We start from the raw sequence: 21,000 nt of genomic DNA, 5'->3' as shown, positions 1-21,000 counted from the left end.
GCTATGAATTCTCCTTTCGGAATTTAAGTTTAATAAAAACTGAGGAACTGAGGAATTGAGGAACTGAGTCGTTCTCCTTAGCCCTGATGTAATGGCGATCCTTCCAGTTTCCCAACATCTTGGAAGTACCTTTCTGACTCATCCCGTTTGCTACACGCAAGTCTATCACCTGCTGGTAAGTAAACTCATCCGGCAACTGCATCAGCATGTTGGAAGGTCCTCGCTTGCTCGACTTCTCGCCTGTATCATTCGCCCTCTTGATGGCATCACCGAAGAAACGCATCTTGCAGTAGAGGTCGTAACGCTCGCTCCAGCGGATGAACTCGTCAATCTCCGGCTCCCATTTGCAACCGTTCGCCACATACAGCACACACGCCTTCAGGTAGGCGATGACGTTGGCACGGAAGGAAAGATTCTCATAAACCCTATCCTGCGACAGACGTGAAAACTCAGCATTCTCATCCTTCAGCCGGAGGGCAAGCTGGAACGCCTCAGGACAGTCAATCAATCCCCTGGCGTTGTTCAGATTTTCGATATAAGGCTTCAGCGCCTCACGGTAAGCATCATTGTAATCGCCGTAAACAGGCATTTCGTCACCGATTTCACGCTCCGGAATGGTACAGAAATTGATACGGCTTATCGGACCGTCTGTCAAAACTTTTAAGAAGTAACGCTGCCCTTTCTGGATGGTGGTAGAAGCATTCCAGTTGAACCTGATCGTTACCCTTTCTGTCACACTTTGAACGCCCACGCGCTGTTGGCCAAAGAGGTTGAATGGATCAAAGGCGAGGCACATGATGCGGAACTGCTGGTTACCGCTACCCCGGAGAGCATCAAACTGGTCCAGCTCGTTAAGCGAAGTATAGAGGAAACGCCCCTGCGCCTCAGCGGTTCGCATCACGAATGCCGGACTGGTCATATCAGCATCAATCTCCTGGATAACGAGATTATCCGGTCGTTTGCGCTTATCCTTGTTGGCACCCTTGCGCGTCACTTCCTCCTTCCATTCCTTCTCACGTTTCAGATTCTCCGCATCCCGCTTTCTGATATCCTCCATAATATACCTAATCGGCTTATCCACAGACGATTTACCTGCACCCGTACCAGCCAGCAAACAAGTAGAAAGCGTAGCCTCATGCACAACATTATCAATATATCGGAAGCTCGTCTGCCAGAGGTGCGTAGCGAGCGGTGGGAAGATAGCGTGCGCCACAGCCGGCTTATAAATCTCCGGTGTCCGAGATATCAGCAGTTCCACCAGCTTCGGCAGTTTCTCCGGCATCGCTGGCGGTTCCGGATAATCCTCCTCGGTACTTTGAACGTTAGGCTCAGCCCTATTAACTGTAGACTGTAAACTATTAACTTGCTCAGCCCTATTAACTGTAGACTGTAAACTATTAACTTGCCGGCTGGCCTGTTCTGCGGTGGCATTGATGCGGATAACATCACGTGAGAAAGGTTTCGAACTGTCACCATATTTCGCATAGAAATCATGGATAAGTTGGTGGCAATCCGGCTCCTGATAATAGCTCGGCATTTTCTCAGCCACCACCTTCATCAGTTCCTCCTCGCTCATCACCCTCGAAGCGCCTGCGCTCATGATAGCCAGCAGGGAGGAATGTCTTGATCCTACGGAATCAATCGTCATCCCCTTCAGTCCCGCTGATTCCTGAAACAAATCAAAGGCTATCAGATTCTTCTCACTGGCCTCTCCCAGTTCACCAGTGCCATAATTGCCTCCAGGATTCCCGAGATGAGAATCATCAGCATGATTGCTATTACCAGATTGGGCAGGCTGAACAGCAGTGCCAGCAGGAGCAGCATAATCGCCATGATTGCCCGAAAGTCTATTGTTTTCATTATTTTTACTATTGCTATTAACTGTAAACTGTAAACTATTAACTTTTGCATTTCCTCTTCCGTCCACGGTCAGCCCACGGTCGAGAAACGCCTGTCTGCGAGCCTGTATCTCGCTCTCCGGCAGCACTGCACACCACATTTTAGACCGGTAGATTTCCGAGTCCTTATCCGTCAGGAAAATCATTCTTTCAGGTGTGATGCAGCTCTCATCATAAGGCACGCCCAGTGCCTCACAATATGCCTTCTGCGTCTCTTCGATGGTCATCCCAATCGGCATTCTAATCCCGATATGCAGCTTCTTGCGAGCGCTATAGCAGAGATGCAGCAAACTCCCATTCCAGATACCCGAAGAGCAGTTCAGCTCGCGCGCCTTCTCGATAGCCTTCTCCACATACTCCTTATCATCCACATCGATAATCGTCTGGAAGAGAAAGCTTTCCGGCAGGGCATTCTCCTGTCTGCGCACATTATTCTTGAACATGCCGTAGTGCGGACAGAAGAAAGGCAGCTCGCTCTTGAGCCTTTCCTGCGCCTTCTTCACCGCCTGCGCATCGTTCAAATCCACTCCGTCAATCGGCAATTCACCCCGAATCTGCTGAATCATCTTTTTAACGGCAGCCGATTCAATCACCTTATCATAAGTATCGATATTGTAAGAAAAAACTTTCCCCTTATTTCCCTTGCGATAAGGATTAATTGCCACTACATGTACTATCTCCATTTTACCTCCATATTTTTCAATTAATCGAACATTTCGCTGTTAATCATGATATACCCTGAGCCATAACTTACATTAATCGGCAGAATCAGCGAGTTATCCGAAATCTCCTGGACCCCGTTCGCCTCGAAAAGCGAAGCATTCTCAGCATCATTCAGTCTGCTCTTGACGAACCCTAGCACCCATTTTGCCGCAATCTTCTCGGCGGCAACACGCCTGTCTACGAGGTCCTTCACCAGCTGTTCATCGCAGAAGTTGATATCCGCATCCACGTTCTCAGCCTCCGCTTCTTCCTTCCCCATTTCCTGGTTCTCGAAGAAGAGGTTATACTTGATTTTCATATTCTTCATCATTACGATGTTCAGATTTTTCAGTTCCCCCTCCGAGTCAGCAATCGTCTCATAGAGTTTCTGTACCGACTTTTTGAAGATGTTCTTCACGTCCATCAGGCAGTAATAGATTTTCCCGTCAATCACCACCACCCTCAGTTTTCCGTACTGCGGATGAACAAAATAAAAAGGTTTCATTGCTTTCATCTTATAAATTCCTTTTTAAAACAGTTGGGCGCTCCCACAACGGTTGATGTGCCTATACACAAAAGCCCCCGAAACCCAGACCATATCGGTTCTGAATTCCGGGGGCAAAGGTAGGAAGAATGTTTGGTTCCTACTTGGTAGTCGGTTGGTAGGCTACCAACTGGTATTACCCTACAATTCGTTCCAATTTCTTATAATAAAGCATAGCAGCTTTAGTATCACAGTGCTTCTGATAGGCACTCTGCAAAGCACCTTTATCACAATGTCACAACTCAGCAAAAGGCTTCCACATGCACATTCTCTGCACCTTCCCCGACAGGAATGCGACAATCACGCTACGCTGAGTCCACGACTGGTTCCTCAAGGCATAGGATGCCCCTAGGATACCAGCTTCTGAAAGCCTATCCAACAAGTTTCTCATCTCTGGAAAGTCCAAAGACATAGGCAACAACGGCTCATTCCCACAAGCCCTATCATTGTCAACACCACAAAGAGAAGATTCCATCTCTCTTATCATCACCTCCAAGGTACTAGCCTCGGTCATTACTTTTTTCAACTGCGCTTTCAGGTTATTAATTCCTATTAAAATTGTTATTTCAGTCTTCATTATAGTATTTATTAAATAAATACCGATTTTGACGTGTTTGTTCCGCATAAGGCCTTACACCAAAATTGCCCATGCAAGATCGGTTTGGGTTAATTAATAGACAAAAAATCCCGTCTCCAACAAGTGAAAACTCGTCAGAGGCGGGACATTCATTTATCTTTCGATTACAAAGGTATAACAATTTTCTCGAATTACAAAGAATTTCTGAAATAAAAACTAAGAAAAAGTCATTTTTTCTTTCGTTTTAAAACGAAATATCCCTTAACAAGGCCATCGTACATACGATACCAAATTCGTGCTTCTGGATTTATCACAGACAACAGTCGCCTAATATGTGTCCAATTCAAATTGTGTACGAACTCGTACACTTTTGAATAACTTATCCTTTCTGCTGCTGTAACTGACTCTCCGACAATCCTGTTATTTCCATCACCGTGGCAGCATCCATACCATTCGTCAGCATCTTTCTGGCAATTTTGCAAGATGATCGAGCATCTTCTCCACCCAGTGGTCTATAATATGTCCTTGTATATCCATAATTATCTTGTATTTTAGTATTCTTAAAACTTTCGCTCGTAATTCGCTCGTACTTTTTATATCTTCGCCAAAAATAATTACGTTATTATTCTACTAATAATCAACGCATTATAATTCTATCGCTCGTAATTCGCTCGTAATTCGCTCGTAATTCGCTCGTAATTCGCTCGTAATTTGCTCTTATTTTACGAGCGACCAATTTGATACATTACCTTTGGTTTCATTTTGCATGATTCCATCCTTACGAAGCTTACGTAGGATATTTCCTATTTTTGTCTTTTTCTGGGTATCATCCAACTGGTCAGAAATGACATTCCACAGCAGTTTGTCTATTTCTCCTCTTGACAACACCCCATGGTCTTTCAATGAATCTACGAGCAATCTCTCGCACGACTTCGAGTCAAGCCCCTTATGCATCGAATACTCCACCTTCTTGTCTGCACGCTGTGCAATGTGTTTCGCCACAAACAAATGAGGCTTTCTGCCTTCTATAAGATGCTTCTTTCTTAATTCCTTGATAGCTTCGTCACCGATTGGCTTATCACGCTGTACTTGATCAAGAAGTACAGCCTCCGTAAGGTTGATGTTCTGGTTGGCGAACAACATAAGACTATAATTCTCGTCAATAACCGTACCATACATGTGCATTACAACATGCGAGTCATCTGTCCCATTGTAGTCGGGCATCGGCAGAAATCGTTCCTTCTGACGCACAAACAGGTTGTGTATGCCATAACCTTGCGAATCTATCATCTTCAAGTTCACCATGGCCCTCATAAGGAAAGGGTTGCGATACAACTTCGGCGTCTTTGTACCAAAGATATATTGTGTATAGTCACCTTCAAGGAAACCGCCTGCGTTCTCAAACGTCAGTTTGTCCTTGTCTTCAGTAACTATAATACGCTCATTCTGCAAGTAATTCTGATGGGCTATGCAGTTATGCAGCCCCTCAAGTATGCTGCGCGTATCGTATTTCCAAACCTCGGCTGGTATAAGCGAATCCTGCGGATATATCTTGAAACGATAGTTGCGTATACGGCTCATCAAGGCCGTTGTCGCTTTGATGTATGGAATGGTGTAGATGTCACCAAACACCTCACCGTCCTGGTAGCATTTCCAAACTATCTGCGAAATGTGATAAAGTTTATGCACCTTTTCCGACTTACCCACAAGCAACAATGCCGTACGCGTAATCAGTCCGTCCTGTGTAAGATGGGCTTTATCCAAGAATGTGGCATCATCCCAAGTCTCCACGGCTTCTGCAAAATCGGGATAGCGCAGTTTATAACCTGCCCGAGCCAATTGTATTGCCTCAGGATCAAGATCGTCGAGTGTTGCATCCTCTACTATCTGTGCCGACCAGTCGATTTGCGAGGTATATATCTGGCGCATCCAGTCAACGTATGGAGTAAGGTCTGTAACATGGCTGTCCACTCTGATATATGGTTTCTGTTTATAAGTAGTTGGCTCATTAACAGCAGCAGGAATCTTGAACAGCACAACACGCAGTTTCCCTTCATACATGAACTCTATGATAGAGAAATTCACCTTAGGAACAACCATTCTTCTTAGGTAAAGTTCCAAAGCCTCATTACCTACCGCTTTCATCCTTGCACAGTCAAAGGTTGTACCTTTTATTTCTAGAGTTTCGTCATCTACACCAAAATACAGATAGGCAAAATCCTTATGATCAAGGCATGCACCATTCGACAAGGCTGAGATATATCGCCCCAGCTTATCTACTTCCTGATAATTGGATTTGAACTCCAAATATCTACATTCTTTTCCTATTTTGGCAATCTGCTCATTAAGCAGACTGGTATACTTCTGATTAACATCCATATTTAATTCTGTTTTGATGTACTTAAAATAGTAACGATGCCTGGATAATGCCAGTAACCTATTTATCTACCTAGGTAAACTTCATCCGCAACAGATGCTTTCCCCTGCATTTTCTTATACAGATAATCGATGCTGCAAAAAATAGTATTTTCTTCGTATTCATTATCGTTAGTTGTTGTTACTTTTTTGAGAGCAAAGGTACATTATTATTTCGAAACACGCAAGAAAATCGGGGAAAAGTTTTAGAAAAAGTTATCAGGAAGTATTAGGGGAGGCTGGTATCACATATTGGCTTTCATCAGAACTGAAATTCAAAGTCACACTTTTCTACGTTGCGCAACTTCTCCAGTTGCTCAGCTTTATGAGCCTTCAGTTTCTTTACCCATTCTGCCAGCTTGGGAGAAGAGCTCTTTATAACTATTGTTTCATTTACATGTACCATAAGCCTATAGTTTTATATATCGGGGCAAAAAGACTATTTCACTTGAAATTACCTCCATAATGGTTCCATTTGCCATCCCTGCGGAAAGCCGAGAGCTTTTAAGTCAATTTCGGGAAACCGAATGAACAACCATGTTATTTTGGGATAGCAATTTCAATCTTTTCTATCTCATTGAACATGAGTAGTCTCAGTTTCTTATCAAAACGATAAAGCATCATCACTTTTTTGAAGGATGAACCTTCCTTGTATAAATGTGCTGTCTTGGGCATCTTCAACAAAGGATACATATAAGCAGACAATCTGTAATAACCAATATTGTCAAGGTACTGTATGGCTTTGTTCCTATCATAAATCTGTAAACCTCGTGATTCAAGCAAATTAACGAGATTTTCTGAAGATTCAAATCGTTTTGTAAAAGGTATAAGATTTGCCATATTCAAATGTGTATAAATAAAAAACGCCTCGCACGATTTGAGCATTGTTAAGAGGCTTGGCGAGGACTGACGCTGCAAAGATACGAATAATTATTGAAATCACAAAATTTTCCGCAAGAAAAATCTCGCAAAAGTGAATATTTATGTTTAATAGTAATAATGGAAAGGGTTTAATGATATGAAACAACGCTAACACTCAATTTCCGAATACCTTTCTTACTGCATACGATGTGAAGGAAAAAGCCATCGTAACACCAGAGAATTGGTTGGAATGGGTGCTATAAATAAAAGGTAAAATCACCATATAATCAAGGGTCTATACGCCACCTTTTCATCGTGGCATATAGACCCTTGTCGTTTCCCGTGAGGCGCAATGTGTACCAAACCTGTTAATTATAAGTAATAAAAACAAAAAATCTATCGTTTTTGTTACTTATGTGAAACAAAAAGAGTATCTTTGCGAAAAGTTTTACTCGTATGAAACAAAAAATATTAGAAAGACTAGGGTATTCCAATCGTATCGAACGCATGTTTGGACGTGGAATGATGATTGCATTGACGGGCCAGAGGCGTGTCGGCAAGAGTTGTGTGATCAGTCAAACCAATATTGATGGCATTAAGCACATTCATCTGCGAGATTTTCTGAAAATGACTACTTTGGTTTGATGCCATGTAGATTATGAATATCACCATATAATCAAGGGTCTATACGCCACCTTTTCATCGTGGCATATAGACCCTTGCCAACCAAGTTAATTGCAGATTTACTACTATTATTCGGGCTTTGTATCAAAGAAACCGATAAACTCATCAAAATCTCGAAGAATGTCATTCAACTTAGGATTACTCTTTTGAACTATAATGGCTATGTAATTGTCAACTTCTTCATCCCTAAGAATAGAAACCTTGACACAAAAACGATCTCGTTTATCGAATTCGTTAAACCATCTGGTAAAAAGGCGAGCTCGCATAGCCTGTCTGCTATCACCCGTTTCACATTGATATAGAAGTATATCGGGATTCGTAAGAAAGAATTCCTCTATAATACATTGTATAGTTGCTTTAACTTTAGAATCGTTAGGAGAATTCTTCTTGTTTTCATTGAGAATGCCGAATTCATACGCTTTTTCATCCTCCCAAATATTATTGTTTTCTACAAATTCTATTCGATACTGAACACCATAATCTGTTAAGAACTTATATGATCCATTATCTATCCAGACCTTATAAGGAGAATGAAAATTGAGGCGAGTTAAGTTAAAGGCATGCATAACAGTCTGCAGCCTCCTCTCGTGCTTTAGCAAAGTCTATTTGAGCCTTTGCTTCCATTTCTTTTTTACGTCTAACCATATCTCGTAATACAGCAATTGCTTCTTCACGAGTTTTAATTTTTAAAGCCATACTTATTCATTTTAAAGTTCTACTTCTTGTTGGTTGCAAAGATAAGCTTTTATTTTGAAAGTGCAAAGAAAACGGGAGAAAAGTTTCGGGAAAATTTGGATTCCCGTATTTTAAAAGATAAAAGATAGCCATTCCATGCCACAAATGAAGGGTCAATACACCACCTTTTCATCGTGGCATATAGACCCTTGTCCTGTCACATAAGAAACGCAATCTCTTACTTTTTCATAAACTTTTCACTGAAATCTCTTGCGGGTTTGAAAATAAAGTCGTAACTTTGCGGCATGGATTTTTAATACAGATGATTATGAAACAGGTAGAAGAAAGATACATCAGCTTGCTGACCGACTTCGGTTTCAAGCGAATTTTCGGAACAGCAATGAACAAGGATTTGCTCATTTGCTTCCTCAACAGCTTGTTTAATGGCAGACAGGTTGTGAAGGACGTGTCGTATCTGAATCCAGAGCACGTAGGAGATGTCTATACAGACCGCAGAGCCATCTTTGATGTATATTGCGAAGGCGAAAACGGCGAGAAGTTCATCGTAGAAATGCAGAATGCCTACCAGACGTATTTCAAGGATCGCGCCCTCTTCTACTCCACCTTCCCTATCCGAGAACAGGCACCAAAGGGGAATGAATGGGATTTCAGACTCAATCATGTCTATACCGTAGCCCTGCTCAACTTCAGCATGAACGAGGATGCCTTCGATAAGGAGAAAATCCGCCATCATGTGCAGTTGTGCGACACAGCTACCCATAAAGTATTTTACGACAAACTCGAATATATCTATGTAGAGATTTCCAAGTTCAACAAATCCCTGGAACAACTGGATACTCTATACGAGAAGTGGCTCTATGCACTCAAGAACCTCTACAAGCTTACCCAGCGCCCTAAAGAACTGTGCGATAAAGTCTTCGACCGCCTCTTCGAGGAAGCCGAGATAGCCAAGTTTACTCCGCAGGAAATAAGGGAGTACGAGACCAGCAAGATGGCATATCGCGACATCAAGAATTCCGTAGACACTGCTAAGCGTGAAGGTATAGCTGAAGGTAAGGAAATTGGTATGAAGGAAGGTATGGAAAAAGGTATGGAAAAAGGTAGAGCAGAAGGCAAGCATGAGGCCAACACAGAAACAGCACAACGATTGCTGGCAATGGGACTTTCTGCCGAACAGGTTGCCAAAGCTACCCAGCTACCTTTGGAAATCATTAAGAATCTGAACAATACATAAAAAATATAATAGCGGAGATATTGATGACGAATATCACCATATAATTAAGGGTCTATACGCCACCTTTTCATCGTGGCATATAGACCCTTGTCGCTTCCCATGAGGCGCAATGTGTACCCAACCTGTTAATTATAAGTAATAAAAACAAAAAATCTATCGTTTTTGTTACTTATGCGAAACAAAAAGAGTATCTTTGCGAAAAGTTTTACTCGTATGAAACAAAAAATATTAGAAAGACTAGGGTATTCCAATCGTATCGAACGCATGTTTGGACGTGGAATGATGATTGCATTGACGGGCCAGAGGCGTGTCGGCAAGAGTTGTGTGATGCGGCGAATTTATAATCACATCGCTGAGAATGAAGAAAATCACGTTATCTATATAGATAAGGAGAAAACCTCATTTGATATGATAGCCAACTATCAGGATCTGGAGGCTTATGTAGCAGCCAACATCGTTGAGGGTAAGGAAAACTATCTGTTTATCGATGAGGTGCAGGAGATTTCTGATTTCGAGAAAGCACTCCTCAGTATCCAATCGGATGATACCTGCCAGATTATGATTACCGGCAGCAACGCCAAGATGCTTTCGGGCGAACTGGCAACTCGCCTGAGAGGCAGATATATTGCTTATCGCATTAGAGGACTCTGCTATGAAGAGTTCCTGACGTTCCATGAACTGAAGGATGATGATGCTTCCTTGAACCTGTATCTGCAGTATGGCGGGCTCCCTCAGTTGCGCAGTTTTGGATTGGAAAATACGGATTTGGTAGAAGATTATCTTGACAATGTGTATAATACGATAGTACTTCGTGATATCATAGAGCGAGAAAACATCAGAAACATACCATTGTTGCGAACGCTGCTGAAGTTTGTGAGCGATAATATCGGTAAACAATTCTCAGCAACGAGTATTGTAAAATTTCTGAAAAGCCAGAACACCGAAACGTCTGCCAAGATGATTCTCACGTATTTGGAGTATTTAAGCAATGCTTTTATTATCGATCGAGTTAACAGATACGACATTCATGGCAAGCGACTTTTCGAGTTAGGCGACAAGTTCTATTTCGAAGACCTGGGAATCAGGAATCATATTATAGGTGGCAACAGGCGTTTTGATATCGAAAAGGTGATGGAAAACGCTGTATATATCCATTTGTGCAGGATGGGGTATAAAGTATATGTTGGTCAGATGTATAAGGCTGAGATTGATTTTGTTGCCGAGAAAGCGGATAGTGTGGCGTATGTGCAAGTTACCTATCTGCTGGCTTCTGAGGAAACGGTAGAGCGTGAATTCGGCAATTTGAAATTGATAAAAGACAGTCATCCCAAATACGTGATTTCTATGGATAGGCTTTATGGTCAAACCAATATTGATGGCATTAAGCACATTCATCTGCGAGATTTTCTGAAAATGACTACTTTGGTTTGATGCCAGGTAGATTACGAATATCACCATATAATCAAGGGTCTATACACCATCTTTTCATCGTGGCATATAGACCCTTGTCGTTTTCCCATGAAGTGCGGTAAAAGTCACTGTATTAAGGACTTATACAATATTATTTTCTTGTTCAGCAGCAAACGCCAGCATATAACTTATCTATTGGAAATATCAAATCCCAATTCTTTCCCCAAACGATATTACCAAACTCTATCTTGAACTTTTTGAATTTGTTTTCATTCAAGTAAGAGTTATATTGCGGATGTGGGTGATTTCTGATAAAAGCACCTACATCTATCGTCTTAATGGTGTCATCATTAAAGTGTAATTCAACTTTTAATGGCGCCACATATTTTGCAGAAACGATACTTAAGTTCATAATTTCTTCGTTATTTTAGTTGAACGTGTATTGGTTCATGCTCATTTGAATAGAACAGAAAGATAAATCCGAAGTATTCAAATATCTTTGGCATCGCAACCTCCTTTTTTAATCTATCTTGATTGCAAAGTTACGACTTTATTTTGAAAACGCAAAGAAAACGGGAGAAAAGTTTCGGGAAAAGTTTGGATTCCCGTATTTTATAAGATAAAGGATAGCCATCCCATACCACAAATGAAGGGTCTATACGCTACCTGTTCATCGTGGCATATAGACCCTTGTCGTTTTCCGTGAGGTGCGGGGGATATATGTTTGCTGGGTAACTTATACTCCTGCCCAGCTTAGGAATGTATATGGAACTCTTACTGAAACTTCATCCCACATGTTATAGACTTGAATGTCATTCCAAGGAAAGATATGCTTGTATGGTCTTCACTCATCTGATAGGGTTCTTTAGTTGGAGTCCAACAATAACGACCATCAATTAGTTGCTTGGTCATTATTCTCTGTTTTTCAGACAACTCTAAATCTATATTTTCTATAGAATGAGAATCGAAGCCAAAAATACCATCCCCGTGTTCATAGTCACCTTTTACATTCGTGAGTTCTCCCAAAGTTACTTTTCTCAAATGGTAACATTCTGCAAATGCACCTTCATCTATAGCAGAAACATTCGGAGCACAAATTTCTTCCAAATCCACACAGAAGAGTAAGGCATTCTTTCCAATTTTTGTCACATCAGGCAAAGTAATAGACTTTAATGCCTCTAGTCCTCCTGATTGGTTGTTCAAACCATCTGCAGGAATTTCCTTGCATCCTATTAGAGTGAGATCTATAGTGCCAGATTTCACATTCTCAAAAGCTTCGCGGATAGCCTTAAACTCATTATCGCCAGCATCAGAAGCGAGGTTAAGTCTTATAGCAGTCTTGCCGTCTGCTACTTCTTGCTTGATAGCTGACTTTATTTCTTCTGCACTATTTGCCGAAATGACAGTAGCATCCAGAGCATAACTCTTAGCTTTTTCTGTTGCTTGCAAGAATGTATGAGTTGCCAAAGTTGCTTCTCTATATTTCACAGTGACTTCGGCATATCTATCAAAAGTACCATATAAATAGGCATTGCCCTTTTCATCAGAAGTAAGGGCATAATTTTGATCCCATATCATATTGCTGCTGCCCGCAGGAGTGTATTCACTGATGCTAACTGTTATTGGCTTATTTGGCATAGTTGCAATGCGGAGGCGTGAATAATTACGTGTGACATTGGCAAACGATATGTCTATATAATTATCATCTCCATAATGAACATTACAAGTTGCTTCGATGAACTCTGCTATTCCATCTTCTCCATCATCCTTATACCCAAGATAACCATCATTTAAATATTTACGACCTGGAGCATAGTAAGCATAAGCCGTCACAGGTTCCCCCTCAAGATAGCACAATGAGTTGCCATCTTGGATTTCAAACTTTACTCCATTGTATTTTAAAGTTGCAGTCTGGATTCCTAACTCTTTAGATTCTAACTTTATACAGATTTCGTCTCCAACAGCCCATGCTGTCTTACCCTTGTCTTCTTCGCCGATAGTTCGGGTAGAAGGTTTCTCAAACATAGGAAAGTCATCTACAACAAAACGTATATTACTTTTAACAGTTGGTGTAGATTCTTCGCTTATATCATTAGCACATGATGCCAAAACAACAGCAATCAATGCCATCATCATGTATTGAATAATCTTACGCATAATTATATTCTCCTTTTATTTGTTATAGTTCTTCTTCATTTTCCCAACCAGGCAGAACACCTTGATTGCGGACTGCGAGTTCCACTTTGTCTCTTCCTATTTTTTTGAGACTATAGGTGTAACGATGCCCTTCCAAAAAATCTGTTTTTTGCTTTAACTTGACGGTATAATCTTGCCCGTCTAAAGTAAACTTCAAAAAATCAGCACTTGTGTCTAACGAGCCTGGTACAATGATTGCAGAGAAAGACTTTTCTCCATCATCTCCTGTCTGGCATGCATATACCAACGTTGGCTCTTTATAATTAGAAGTGTCCATTATCCAATCAGTATTTGATCTTCTGCTAAAGCTAGCCCCATTGCATGGCGAACAAATCCGTAGGTTACTTATATCCTTATTAGGATGATCGTATGCACCAATTTCATAGAAAATTGTAACCAGCGACATGCGATGCTGCATAGGAATTCTTAAATCGTACCGAGGAACATCGTGCCAATATCCAGTTATGAGATCAGCGTTTTTCAAATTACCTTCGCTGCTTTGGTCTGTCTGTAAATCATACTGTAGATTTTCTTTCCCAAAATCCGTGTCAGATGGATATACAGCCAAAATAGTATGTTGTTCGTATCCATTTAACCAACGGAAACTACCACTGCGGGACCAGGTTTCGCCATTAAAAGAAAGAACTGTCGTACTACCAGAATCATAATCCGTAAATATACTTACTTTCAGTTTATCTTTATCCTCCCAATTTTTACCGTGTCCCAATGTATTGACACGAGTCTGCATACCTCCAACAGAGAAAGTGGCATTGATTTCCTGCCCTTTCAGCGTTGGAGCCATATCTTCATTTTGCGTACATGCTGTAAAGCCCATAGCCATAAGGCCCATTACCGCATAGGAAATTCTTTGTTTTATCGTCTTCATAATCTTCAGTTTTTTATTGTTAGTGAGTTAGTGAGCGGCCAAGCTCACTAACCCTGTATTCCCTATTTTCAGTACCTTATTTATCATTACAAAGCTATATCTGCGTCTAAATCACTTGAATCACCATTTTCCCAAGGAACTATATTAGCTTTTTCTATAGTAATCCCCGTATTTTTAACAGTTATGTTGTATGTATATTTTTTGCCACCTTCAAATTGTCCATTGGTGGATGGTGTTATAGGGGTTGTGTATTTTACTTCGCTATCATTCAACAACAAGTAAATCTCTATATCCATTTTATTGCTTTCAAGGCTTTGCGGCAACATGATATAAGCAAAACTTTCTTCGCTTTCAAAAGGTACATCATTAAAAACACGAGTAAGAGTCGCTCTGTCACCAGCAGTTTCAACCGAACCTGTTCTTGTGTCAAATTTACCGCTTGTAAATATTCCTTTCATATTCAAGCTATTGAATTTATAATTGTTATATTTGACACCCTGCCCTGGCTTAATTTTGAATTCAACCAAACTCATACAATGCTTAAAGCGATGTTCTGCATCTGTAAAATTCACAGTTGGAGATGCTTTACTTGCAGTAGCTCCTGAGGCAAAAAGTACATCAGCCTTACAAGGTTGGTTTGCTTCTACCTCAGCTATATTCCAATTCATTTTACCATCAGTTAAGAATTTGCTATAAGGATAGTATGCACTAAATGTTGTCTCTTTGTTGTCCTTGAAATAGATGATGTTGTTATTGTCAGCAGCTTCAAAAGTACCATCCCCATTTGTTGTTACATACTTTTTGTTGTCTCCTGTTGTATTGCCAGAAGATGTGGCATATACGCCAATGGCATCATTCTTAGACCATGTATCGTCAGTGGTGGCACGTGTGATGTTTTTAACAATGTCCGCCTGTACGGTAGCAGCAACAGGACCATTGTTGCCGATACCGTCTTCTTCGTTAGCGCAAGCTGCAAACAGCAATGCTGCGGCAGCGATGTATATGATTTTAAACTTCTTCATAAACGTTATATTTTAAGTGTTGTTATTGTGCTATATGTTCATTATCGTCTCCAGCCTTTATCCAAGGCTCAATGTTTCCAGAAATATCTACGGCAGAACGACTCAATTTTACTACTGTATAGTGGTATCTGCTGCCACCCTCAAGTTTTGCAGACATTGTCCATACGAAAGGAGCGTCGTAACCATTGTTGAGGTCAAACTCTATCACTCGGCTTGCTTCTTCTGTAGGGAGCAGGATTGCCTCATACAGCTTGCCAGCTTCGGTAGTTTTCATCGTGATGTCCGCAGGAGTTTCTTCACCAGAGATAGTTCCATCCACAAGATTGAAAGTGGCTTTGGTATTCTGGCCTTTCACTGTCACAGTCATTTTCTTAAGGTCTTCTTGCGTGAGACCGTTACCTGGTTGAACATCCAAAATAAGATTGCTTAACTTATGGAAGAACTTCAAGTCAACCTGTGGCGTAGCTTTGTTGCAGCCTTCTGTCTTGGCATACATGAAGTCGATAGCTTCTTGTTTCGTTTGGTATGTTACATCAAGTGCTACCTTGTAGTCATTGACAGTGGTCTGTGGATAGTAAGAATAGAAATCCACATCTCCATCTATCGGGAAGAAAACAGTCTTACCTCCAGAAACAGGTGAAAAGCCTATACTTCCACTTGTCTGATAGCAAATATTGTCAACACCCTCTTGGATAGCATCTGCCGAGAGAGGCTGTTTGGTACCTGTCATGAAGATACCAATCTTGTCACCATCAGCCCAGGCTAAACCGGCAGCACGGGTGTTTACGCTAATACCACCAGTAAACTGCACGGCTACCTTATCGTTCTGGGTAGAAGGTGCGGTGTCTTCTGTACTGCATGAAACCATTGCACCAACCAAGAGTGCAAGGGCGAAGAACTTAGTCATCTTTTTCATCTTATAAACATTTTAAAAGTTATTATTATTTTATTTCTACTTCATTGTTGAGGTTCGTCCAACCGTTGATGGTAGCTTCCAGATTCATCTTTGGCTGCATTTGGTTGTAGTTGAGTCGCAACTCATACTTTCCTCCAACCTTCATCTTAGGAGCGGTGATGTCATACTCCTGCAAGGTCCCGTTAGGGAGCAAGAGGCGGAGATAAACATGAGAGGCGGGGCTTCCCTGTATGGTCGGCATCAGCCGAATGACTTCTGATTGCAAAGTTGACTCCGTAGCCAGGATAGTAGGTATTTCCACTTCCGTTGGCTCTATGCTCGGCAAACCGTAGTCTCCATCACTGTTCTTCTGTGTAGGGAACAGACACCAGGCACAATCCAAAGCCTTGCCACTCATCTCTGTGCCTTTTGGCACATTCTCAATGATGATGGTCAGTTCCGGAAGCACGCTCTTCATAGGGTTTTGCACCACATAGCTGCCTTCCTTGTTATCTATCTTCACATCGGCAACTCCGAAATAGGCATTATGCTTCACATCTTTAGGATTGGTCAAACCTATCTGGATATTGTTCCAGTTAGTCAAAGCCCTAGTCTGGTCAGTGGTGAAGAATGGCTCTATGAGATTGGTAATAGCCAATATCTGATAATGCCCTTCAGGAAGAGCAAAGCGTTGGCTTGCCACCTCCTGCGCACTGCCACCATGTTTTTCCTCTACAAGCGAACCGTCATCGGCATTGAATATCCAGAGCTTCACATCTTTCACTTCCGTACCTTGGTCGGCTTCATCAGCCCAAGTGAGCGATACTGACAAACCGCCTTCTTCCTCACCGTCATGAACATCATGGTCGCAACTTGCCAACAGGCATGGGACGCATAGCAGCACCCATAACCAAATATTAAATCTTCTTTTTGCTTTCATTCTCTATCTTGTTTTATGGGTTACTGATGATGATGGGTAAAAGGCAAGTTGATTCCTAATCTTATGCCACTTTCCCACAAGAAGTTGTTCTTATGCAGATATTCCGGCATTCCGTCCATACGTTCGCCAGTAAGACGGGTCAAACCGGAATAGATGCCCAATTTCAGGCATGAGGTCAGTTGATAACCAACCTGCAAATCTGCACCATAACCCAAATGCCAGTTGGTAGAACCTTTCATTACCTTGGCATCATCGGCTATAGTCTGGATATCAGCCTTGGTCGTTACTGCATATATATGAGGTGAAACAGCCAAATCCCATCGGCTGTTAGCTGTTTGATGGAACAGTCCAAGAAGATGAACGTTCACTCTTGCCCCATATCTGCCCATTCTGACATGGCTTTTCAGATTGGCATATTCCCAACAGTCCATGCCCAGAACACCTGCGTTGTAAAGCACACCGTCGCTACCCAACCAATAGTTACGTTCTACGCAGCAGTCTTGTGCAGACAAGTTCATCTCTCCATACTTGGCAGATAACTCAGCCGAGAATATGGAGTTGAAACGATAGCCCCCATATAAGCCAGCAGCCCAACCGAGGTGCGTCTTGTCATGTCCGAAGCTTGAGAAGGTAGAGAAGCCGAAAGGCATTCCACCCTCTACTCCTATATACCAGCCTTGCTGCCCCGTCTTTCCATCTTCTCTTACTTCTGCTTTCGCGAAAGAAAATGGAAGAATAAATGCAAGCATTGCGACCAGCAATCTTTCTTTTCCAGTTAAGTAATTTCTCATATTGATCTTTTTTTTATAGAAAATATACTGTCTTTTTCCAAAGAGCAACATACTTTTTTCTTAGTTAAAACTTTCTTCATATCTATTATGTTTTGATTATAATTTACAATATTTTAAATCCTTCATGATACAGATTGTAAAAATCCTGGTGCAAAGTTAAGGCTTTTATATGAAAGTGGGGGGGGTAATATTTGTTTTTTCAGGTATGAATTTTTGGTTTTTGGTGTCGCATTCGTGAGCAATGCGACACCTTGTTAGTATTTTTTAACGTTTTCAGACTCTATTCAAGAAGTAATTATCAACAAAGACTAATTATACGTCACCTGTTCATCGAGGCATATAGACCATTCAACACTCCACATTCAACATTCAACATTCTCTAACTTTTTCCGAAACTTTTCCCTAAAATCTCTTGCGGGTTTGAAAATAAAGTCGTAACTTTGCAGTAGTGAATTTTAAAACAGATGGTTATGAAGTACTTAGATCCTAAGGCAGACCTTACGTTCAAGAAGATATTCGGCAATCATCCCGATCGATTGAAAAACCTTCTGAATACCCTTCAGTCACTCAATGAAGATGAACTGATACGACAGCAACAATATCTGCCGACAACAGAAGAACTGGAGATTTCCGGCTTTACTGATGCCGAACTCCGTGCCTATGATAAATTCTGGGATTCGGTAAGTGTTGAAAGAACCCTTCTGGATGACAGGTACCAGAAAGGAATGGAAGAAGGTATGGAAAAAGGCAGAGCTGAAGGTATAGCTGAAGGCATAGAAGAAGGAATGTCCCAGCGAAGCCTTGAAATTGCCAGAAAGATGCTGGCAAAGGGTATGGATGAAGCGTCTATCATGGATATGACGGGGCTGACGGCAGAGGAGATAAAGCTGCTGAAAGCGGAGATGTAGATTACGAATGTCACCATATAATCAAGGGTCTATGCGCCACCTGTTCATCGTGGCATATAGACCCTTGTCGTTTCGCCCTGAATCAACGGAAGAACCGCTTTATACCCCATCTTCTTCCTCTTCTTCCTCTTCAGCAGAAGCGTTGGTATCCAACTTCTCATCCTTTGATATAGAGATACTACCCATTCGGGAAATCTTAAGTACCAGAGGTACATATTCATCACTGGTAACATCAGGCGACCCAACACTTGCTGCGAAGTAAAGATAATCACCTTCTGCTTTCACATACACAATACCGAGCAAAGCACCCATGTCCTGTGTATGTTTGTCAATATAGGATGTGAAATCTTTCTTTGTGAAAGTACGGCTAAAGAATTCAGAACCATCGCTTCTCAATACCTTAACCGAAATTCTGTTATCATAATACTTGGTGTTTTCGTCCAACTGGAGAACCGGAAGTTCCTTGTCAGAACTACGCTTCACCACCACTTTATAATGGGAACCAACCCAGTCAGCCTCCCTGGTCTGCTCATAATCACTCATTTTCTGAGTAGCTTTGTTCACAACCTTAGCCACCGGTTTAGGAGCTATAATGATATTACTCTTCTTCTTTTCTGTACAAGCCGTCAAGCTAGAAATAGCCAAAAGACCTATTAATATATAATCAATTCGTTTCATTCCGTTATTTTTTCTTACTGCAAAAGTACATTTTTCTTTTGAAATAGCCAAAGAAAAGAACCGAAATCTACATTCTTACACAAAATCAGATGCAAAAAGGCGCCTACTTTCACAAGCAGACGCCTTAACATACCTAAATACTAACTAATAAATTTCCTATTGAATCTTACACGATATAATAAAAGTTCAGTTTATGAATTCTAATCGTAACTTTGACGAAAAGAAAATGAAAAGGTTTAATCAAGATATAAAAAAAAGTGCTTTTTCTGCTTTTTTTTTCATTTCTTAGCAAAAGAACATCAAAAAAAACGATTTTGTTTTGTTTTTCGAACAATTTGCCGTACCTTTGCAGCATAATAAAGACATTAAGTATGAAAAAGAGGTTAATATTTATCATTTCTGTATTTTTTGCCTTCATTTCATGTTCGCATCAGCAAACAGAAAAGAAGGAGCAAGTCATCGACACAATACCTGTGATGGTGATGCAGATACAGAAATGCAATCGCTTATATACAGCAGAAGCTCATGTTCATAAGATTATAACACATGATGACCAGCTCAATCTAAAGGGCTCACTGTTCAAGAAAGACTTTAATATTCATGTTCCCGGCTCAAACCGCAAGGTGGCCATTCCGATGGATGCGACATTAAAAGCTTATGTAGACTTTTCAGGATTCTCTGCTAAGAACGTTAACCGACAAGGCGACAAGATAGAAATCATCTTACCAGACCCAAAAGTGATGCTCACCAGCAGTAAAATCAATCATGAAGGTGTAAGACAATTCGTTTCACTCACCAGAAAGAACTACAGTGATGCAGAACTGTCACAATTCGAACAACAAGGCAGGGAAAGTATCATTCGCGATATCCCGAACCTAGATATTCTTGAGCAGGCACGCCAAAGTGCAGCAAACACCCTGATTCCGATGCTACAGGACATGGGATTCGCAGAAGAGAATATCAAAATCAGTTTCAGGAAGAAATTCACTTTCAATGATCTGAAGACTCTTCTGGATAAGACAACTATCGAAAAGAATCACTAAGCGAGGAGAACAATGATATGAAAAGAATACAAATCATCGTACTATTAGCACTGATCCTTATTCTGGGTGGAGCCTTCTATTGGCTCACCAAAGACAACGAGGTCAGCGTGGTACAGGAAGATAAGACAACCCTCTCACCCACTCAGGTAGAAAGCATCGAGAATATCGGTCAATGGGAATTTCTATCTGTAAGTGATGAAGAACTGATAGATACTATACGCCGTGGCTTTTTTGGCGACGACCAACTGGTACGTATCTATTACGGAACATTGCGCTTGGGTATCGATATGAAGGATGTTAAAAAAGGATGGCTACAAGCCAACCAGGACAGCATCGTATGCACTTTACCTCCTATCAAACTGCTAGACCATAACTTCATTGACGAAGCGAAGACCAAGAGTTTCTTTGAAGAAGGCAAATGGACAGGCAGCGACAGACAGGCTATGTATGAGCGTGCTTATCAAGCCATGAAGAAACGTTGCTTAAACCGCACCAATATCTATACTGCACAGGCGAATGCCAAGACTCAGTTTAGAGAGATGCTGAAAGCAATGGGATTCAAAAACGTAAAGATAGAATTTGAGAAATAACAAGGTTATAATACACAAGTAACTGCGTTA

Annotated in this window: 21 protein-coding genes and 1 pseudogene; 6 read left to right on the top strand and 16 right to left on the bottom strand. The window is 41.2% G+C overall.

The window, feature by feature from the left end; all coding sequences use genetic code 11:
* Position 1 precedes the first annotated feature (1 nt).
* From NNC77_RS00170 to NNC77_RS00145, 6 genes and pseudogenes are all read right to left on the bottom strand, one after another.
* Positions 2-2,581 carry a hypothetical protein gene (locus NNC77_RS00170; RefSeq protein WP_254969556.1) on the bottom strand — a complete coding sequence of 860 codons (2,580 nt, stop codon included), beginning with the start codon at positions 2,579-2,581 and terminating at the stop codon, positions 2-4.
* A gap of 20 nt (positions 2,582-2,601) precedes the next feature.
* Positions 2,602-3,114 (bottom strand): spore coat protein, encoded by a 513-nt coding sequence (locus tag NNC77_RS00165; RefSeq protein ID WP_254969555.1) that lies wholly within the window; start codon positions 3,112-3,114, stop codon positions 2,602-2,604.
* A 265-nt stretch (positions 3,115-3,379) separates the two neighbouring features.
* Positions 3,380-3,658: a hypothetical protein gene (locus tag NNC77_RS00160; protein WP_254969553.1), complete on the bottom strand. Its 279-nt coding sequence runs from the start codon at positions 3,656-3,658 to the stop codon at positions 3,380-3,382.
* A gap of 780 nt (positions 3,659-4,438) precedes the next feature.
* Positions 4,439-6,100, bottom strand: a complete 1,662-nt coding sequence (locus NNC77_RS00155) for an RNA-binding domain-containing protein (RefSeq protein ID WP_233338700.1) — start codon at positions 6,098-6,100, stop codon at positions 4,439-4,441.
* Positions 6,101-6,398: 298 nt separating this feature from the next.
* Entirely contained in the window at positions 6,399-6,542 is a 144-nt protein-coding gene (locus NNC77_RS00150) for a hypothetical protein (protein ID WP_153082639.1), read from the bottom strand.
* Positions 6,543-6,685: 143 nt separating this feature from the next.
* Positions 6,686-6,976, bottom strand: a pseudogene (locus NNC77_RS00145) (Abi family protein); the annotation flags it as partial.
* A gap of 477 nt (positions 6,977-7,453) precedes the next feature.
* Between NNC77_RS00145 and NNC77_RS00140 the strand changes: the two are divergent.
* On the top strand, positions 7,454-7,642 hold the full coding sequence (locus NNC77_RS00140; protein WP_119229956.1) for a hypothetical protein: 189 nt from the start codon (positions 7,454-7,456) through the stop codon (positions 7,640-7,642).
* Positions 7,643-7,749: 107 nt separating this feature from the next.
* On the opposite strand, the gene NNC77_RS00135 is transcribed toward NNC77_RS00140, so the two are convergent.
* Both NNC77_RS00135 and NNC77_RS00130 read right to left on the bottom strand, forming a co-directional pair.
* Entirely contained in the window at positions 7,750-8,247 is a 498-nt protein-coding gene (locus NNC77_RS00135) for a DUF6169 family protein (protein WP_118117046.1), read from the bottom strand.
* Complete coding sequence (locus NNC77_RS00130) at positions 8,234-8,377, bottom strand: hypothetical protein (RefSeq protein ID WP_153082491.1); 144 nt, start codon at positions 8,375-8,377, stop codon at positions 8,234-8,236. Before NNC77_RS00130 ends, NNC77_RS00135 begins: the two co-directional genes overlap by 14 nt.
* Positions 8,378-8,684: 307 nt before the next feature.
* Here NNC77_RS00130 and NNC77_RS00125 point away from each other — a divergent pair, with 307 nt between their 5' ends.
* Both NNC77_RS00125 and NNC77_RS00120 read left to right on the top strand, forming a co-directional pair.
* Positions 8,685-9,611 carry an Rpn family recombination-promoting nuclease/putative transposase gene (locus NNC77_RS00125; protein ID WP_437183262.1) on the top strand — a complete coding sequence of 309 codons (927 nt, stop codon included), beginning with the start codon at positions 8,685-8,687 and terminating at the stop codon, positions 9,609-9,611.
* Between the two features lie 213 nt (positions 9,612-9,824).
* Positions 9,825-11,042, top strand: a complete 1,218-nt coding sequence (locus tag NNC77_RS00120) for an ATP-binding protein (protein ID WP_254969550.1) — start codon at positions 9,825-9,827, stop codon at positions 11,040-11,042.
* Positions 11,043-11,184: 142 nt separating this feature from the next.
* Here the strand turns inward: NNC77_RS00120 and NNC77_RS00115 are convergent, their stop codons facing one another.
* From NNC77_RS00115 to NNC77_RS00085, 7 genes are all read right to left on the bottom strand, one after another.
* Positions 11,185-11,433, bottom strand: a complete 249-nt coding sequence (locus NNC77_RS00115) for a DUF2442 domain-containing protein (protein WP_022251301.1) — start codon at positions 11,431-11,433, stop codon at positions 11,185-11,187.
* Positions 11,434-11,795: 362 nt separating this feature from the next.
* Positions 11,796-13,178 carry a leucine-rich repeat domain-containing protein gene (locus NNC77_RS00110; protein ID WP_254969549.1) on the bottom strand — a complete coding sequence of 461 codons (1,383 nt, stop codon included), beginning with the start codon at positions 13,176-13,178 and terminating at the stop codon, positions 11,796-11,798.
* 22 nt (positions 13,179-13,200) lie between these two features.
* On the bottom strand, positions 13,201-14,103 hold the full coding sequence (locus tag NNC77_RS00105; protein ID WP_254969548.1) for a fimbrillin family protein: 903 nt from the start codon (positions 14,101-14,103) through the stop codon (positions 13,201-13,203).
* An 86-nt stretch (positions 14,104-14,189) separates the two neighbouring features.
* Positions 14,190-15,125, bottom strand: a complete 936-nt coding sequence (locus NNC77_RS00100) for a fimbrillin family protein (protein ID WP_254969547.1) — start codon at positions 15,123-15,125, stop codon at positions 14,190-14,192.
* Between the two features lie 22 nt (positions 15,126-15,147).
* Positions 15,148-16,041 (bottom strand): fimbrillin family protein, encoded by an 894-nt coding sequence (locus NNC77_RS00095; protein ID WP_254969546.1) that lies wholly within the window; start codon positions 16,039-16,041, stop codon positions 15,148-15,150.
* A 25-nt stretch (positions 16,042-16,066) separates the two neighbouring features.
* Positions 16,067-16,960 (bottom strand): FimB/Mfa2 family fimbrial subunit, encoded by an 894-nt coding sequence (locus tag NNC77_RS00090; protein ID WP_254969545.1) that lies wholly within the window; start codon positions 16,958-16,960, stop codon positions 16,067-16,069.
* A gap of 20 nt (positions 16,961-16,980) precedes the next feature.
* Complete coding sequence (locus tag NNC77_RS00085; RefSeq protein ID WP_254969544.1) at positions 16,981-17,751, bottom strand: hypothetical protein; 771 nt, start codon at positions 17,749-17,751, stop codon at positions 16,981-16,983.
* Positions 17,752-18,221: 470 nt separating this feature from the next.
* Between NNC77_RS00085 and NNC77_RS00080 the strand changes: the two genes are divergently transcribed.
* Positions 18,222-18,659 carry a hypothetical protein gene (locus NNC77_RS00080; RefSeq protein WP_367398714.1) on the top strand — a complete coding sequence of 146 codons (438 nt, stop codon included), beginning with the start codon at positions 18,222-18,224 and terminating at the stop codon, positions 18,657-18,659.
* A 99-nt stretch (positions 18,660-18,758) separates the two neighbouring features.
* Here the strand turns inward: NNC77_RS00080 and NNC77_RS00075 are convergent, their stop codons facing one another.
* Positions 18,759-19,337: a DUF4738 domain-containing protein gene (locus NNC77_RS00075; RefSeq protein WP_218435440.1), complete on the bottom strand. Its 579-nt coding sequence runs from the start codon at positions 19,335-19,337 to the stop codon at positions 18,759-18,761.
* A gap of 371 nt (positions 19,338-19,708) precedes the next feature.
* Here NNC77_RS00075 and NNC77_RS00070 point away from each other — a divergent pair, with 371 nt between their 5' ends.
* The gene (locus NNC77_RS00070; RefSeq protein ID WP_118152970.1) at positions 19,709-20,380 is read left to right on the top strand and encodes a DUF4230 domain-containing protein; all 672 of its coding nucleotides are present in this window, start codon (positions 19,709-19,711) and stop codon (positions 20,378-20,380) included.
* Positions 20,381-20,397: 17 nt separating this feature from the next.
* A complete protein-coding gene (locus NNC77_RS00065) occupies positions 20,398-20,970 on the top strand; it encodes a DUF4230 domain-containing protein (protein WP_254969542.1) in 573 nt (190 codons plus the stop codon).
* Positions 20,971-21,000 lie beyond the last annotated feature (30 nt).

The sequence above is a fragment of the Segatella copri genome (assembly GCF_024330485.1).
In the GTDB taxonomy this organism is placed as follows: domain Bacteria; phylum Bacteroidota; class Bacteroidia; order Bacteroidales; family Bacteroidaceae; genus Prevotella; species Prevotella copri_L.
This window is presented reverse-complemented; position numbering and strand designations above follow the sequence as displayed.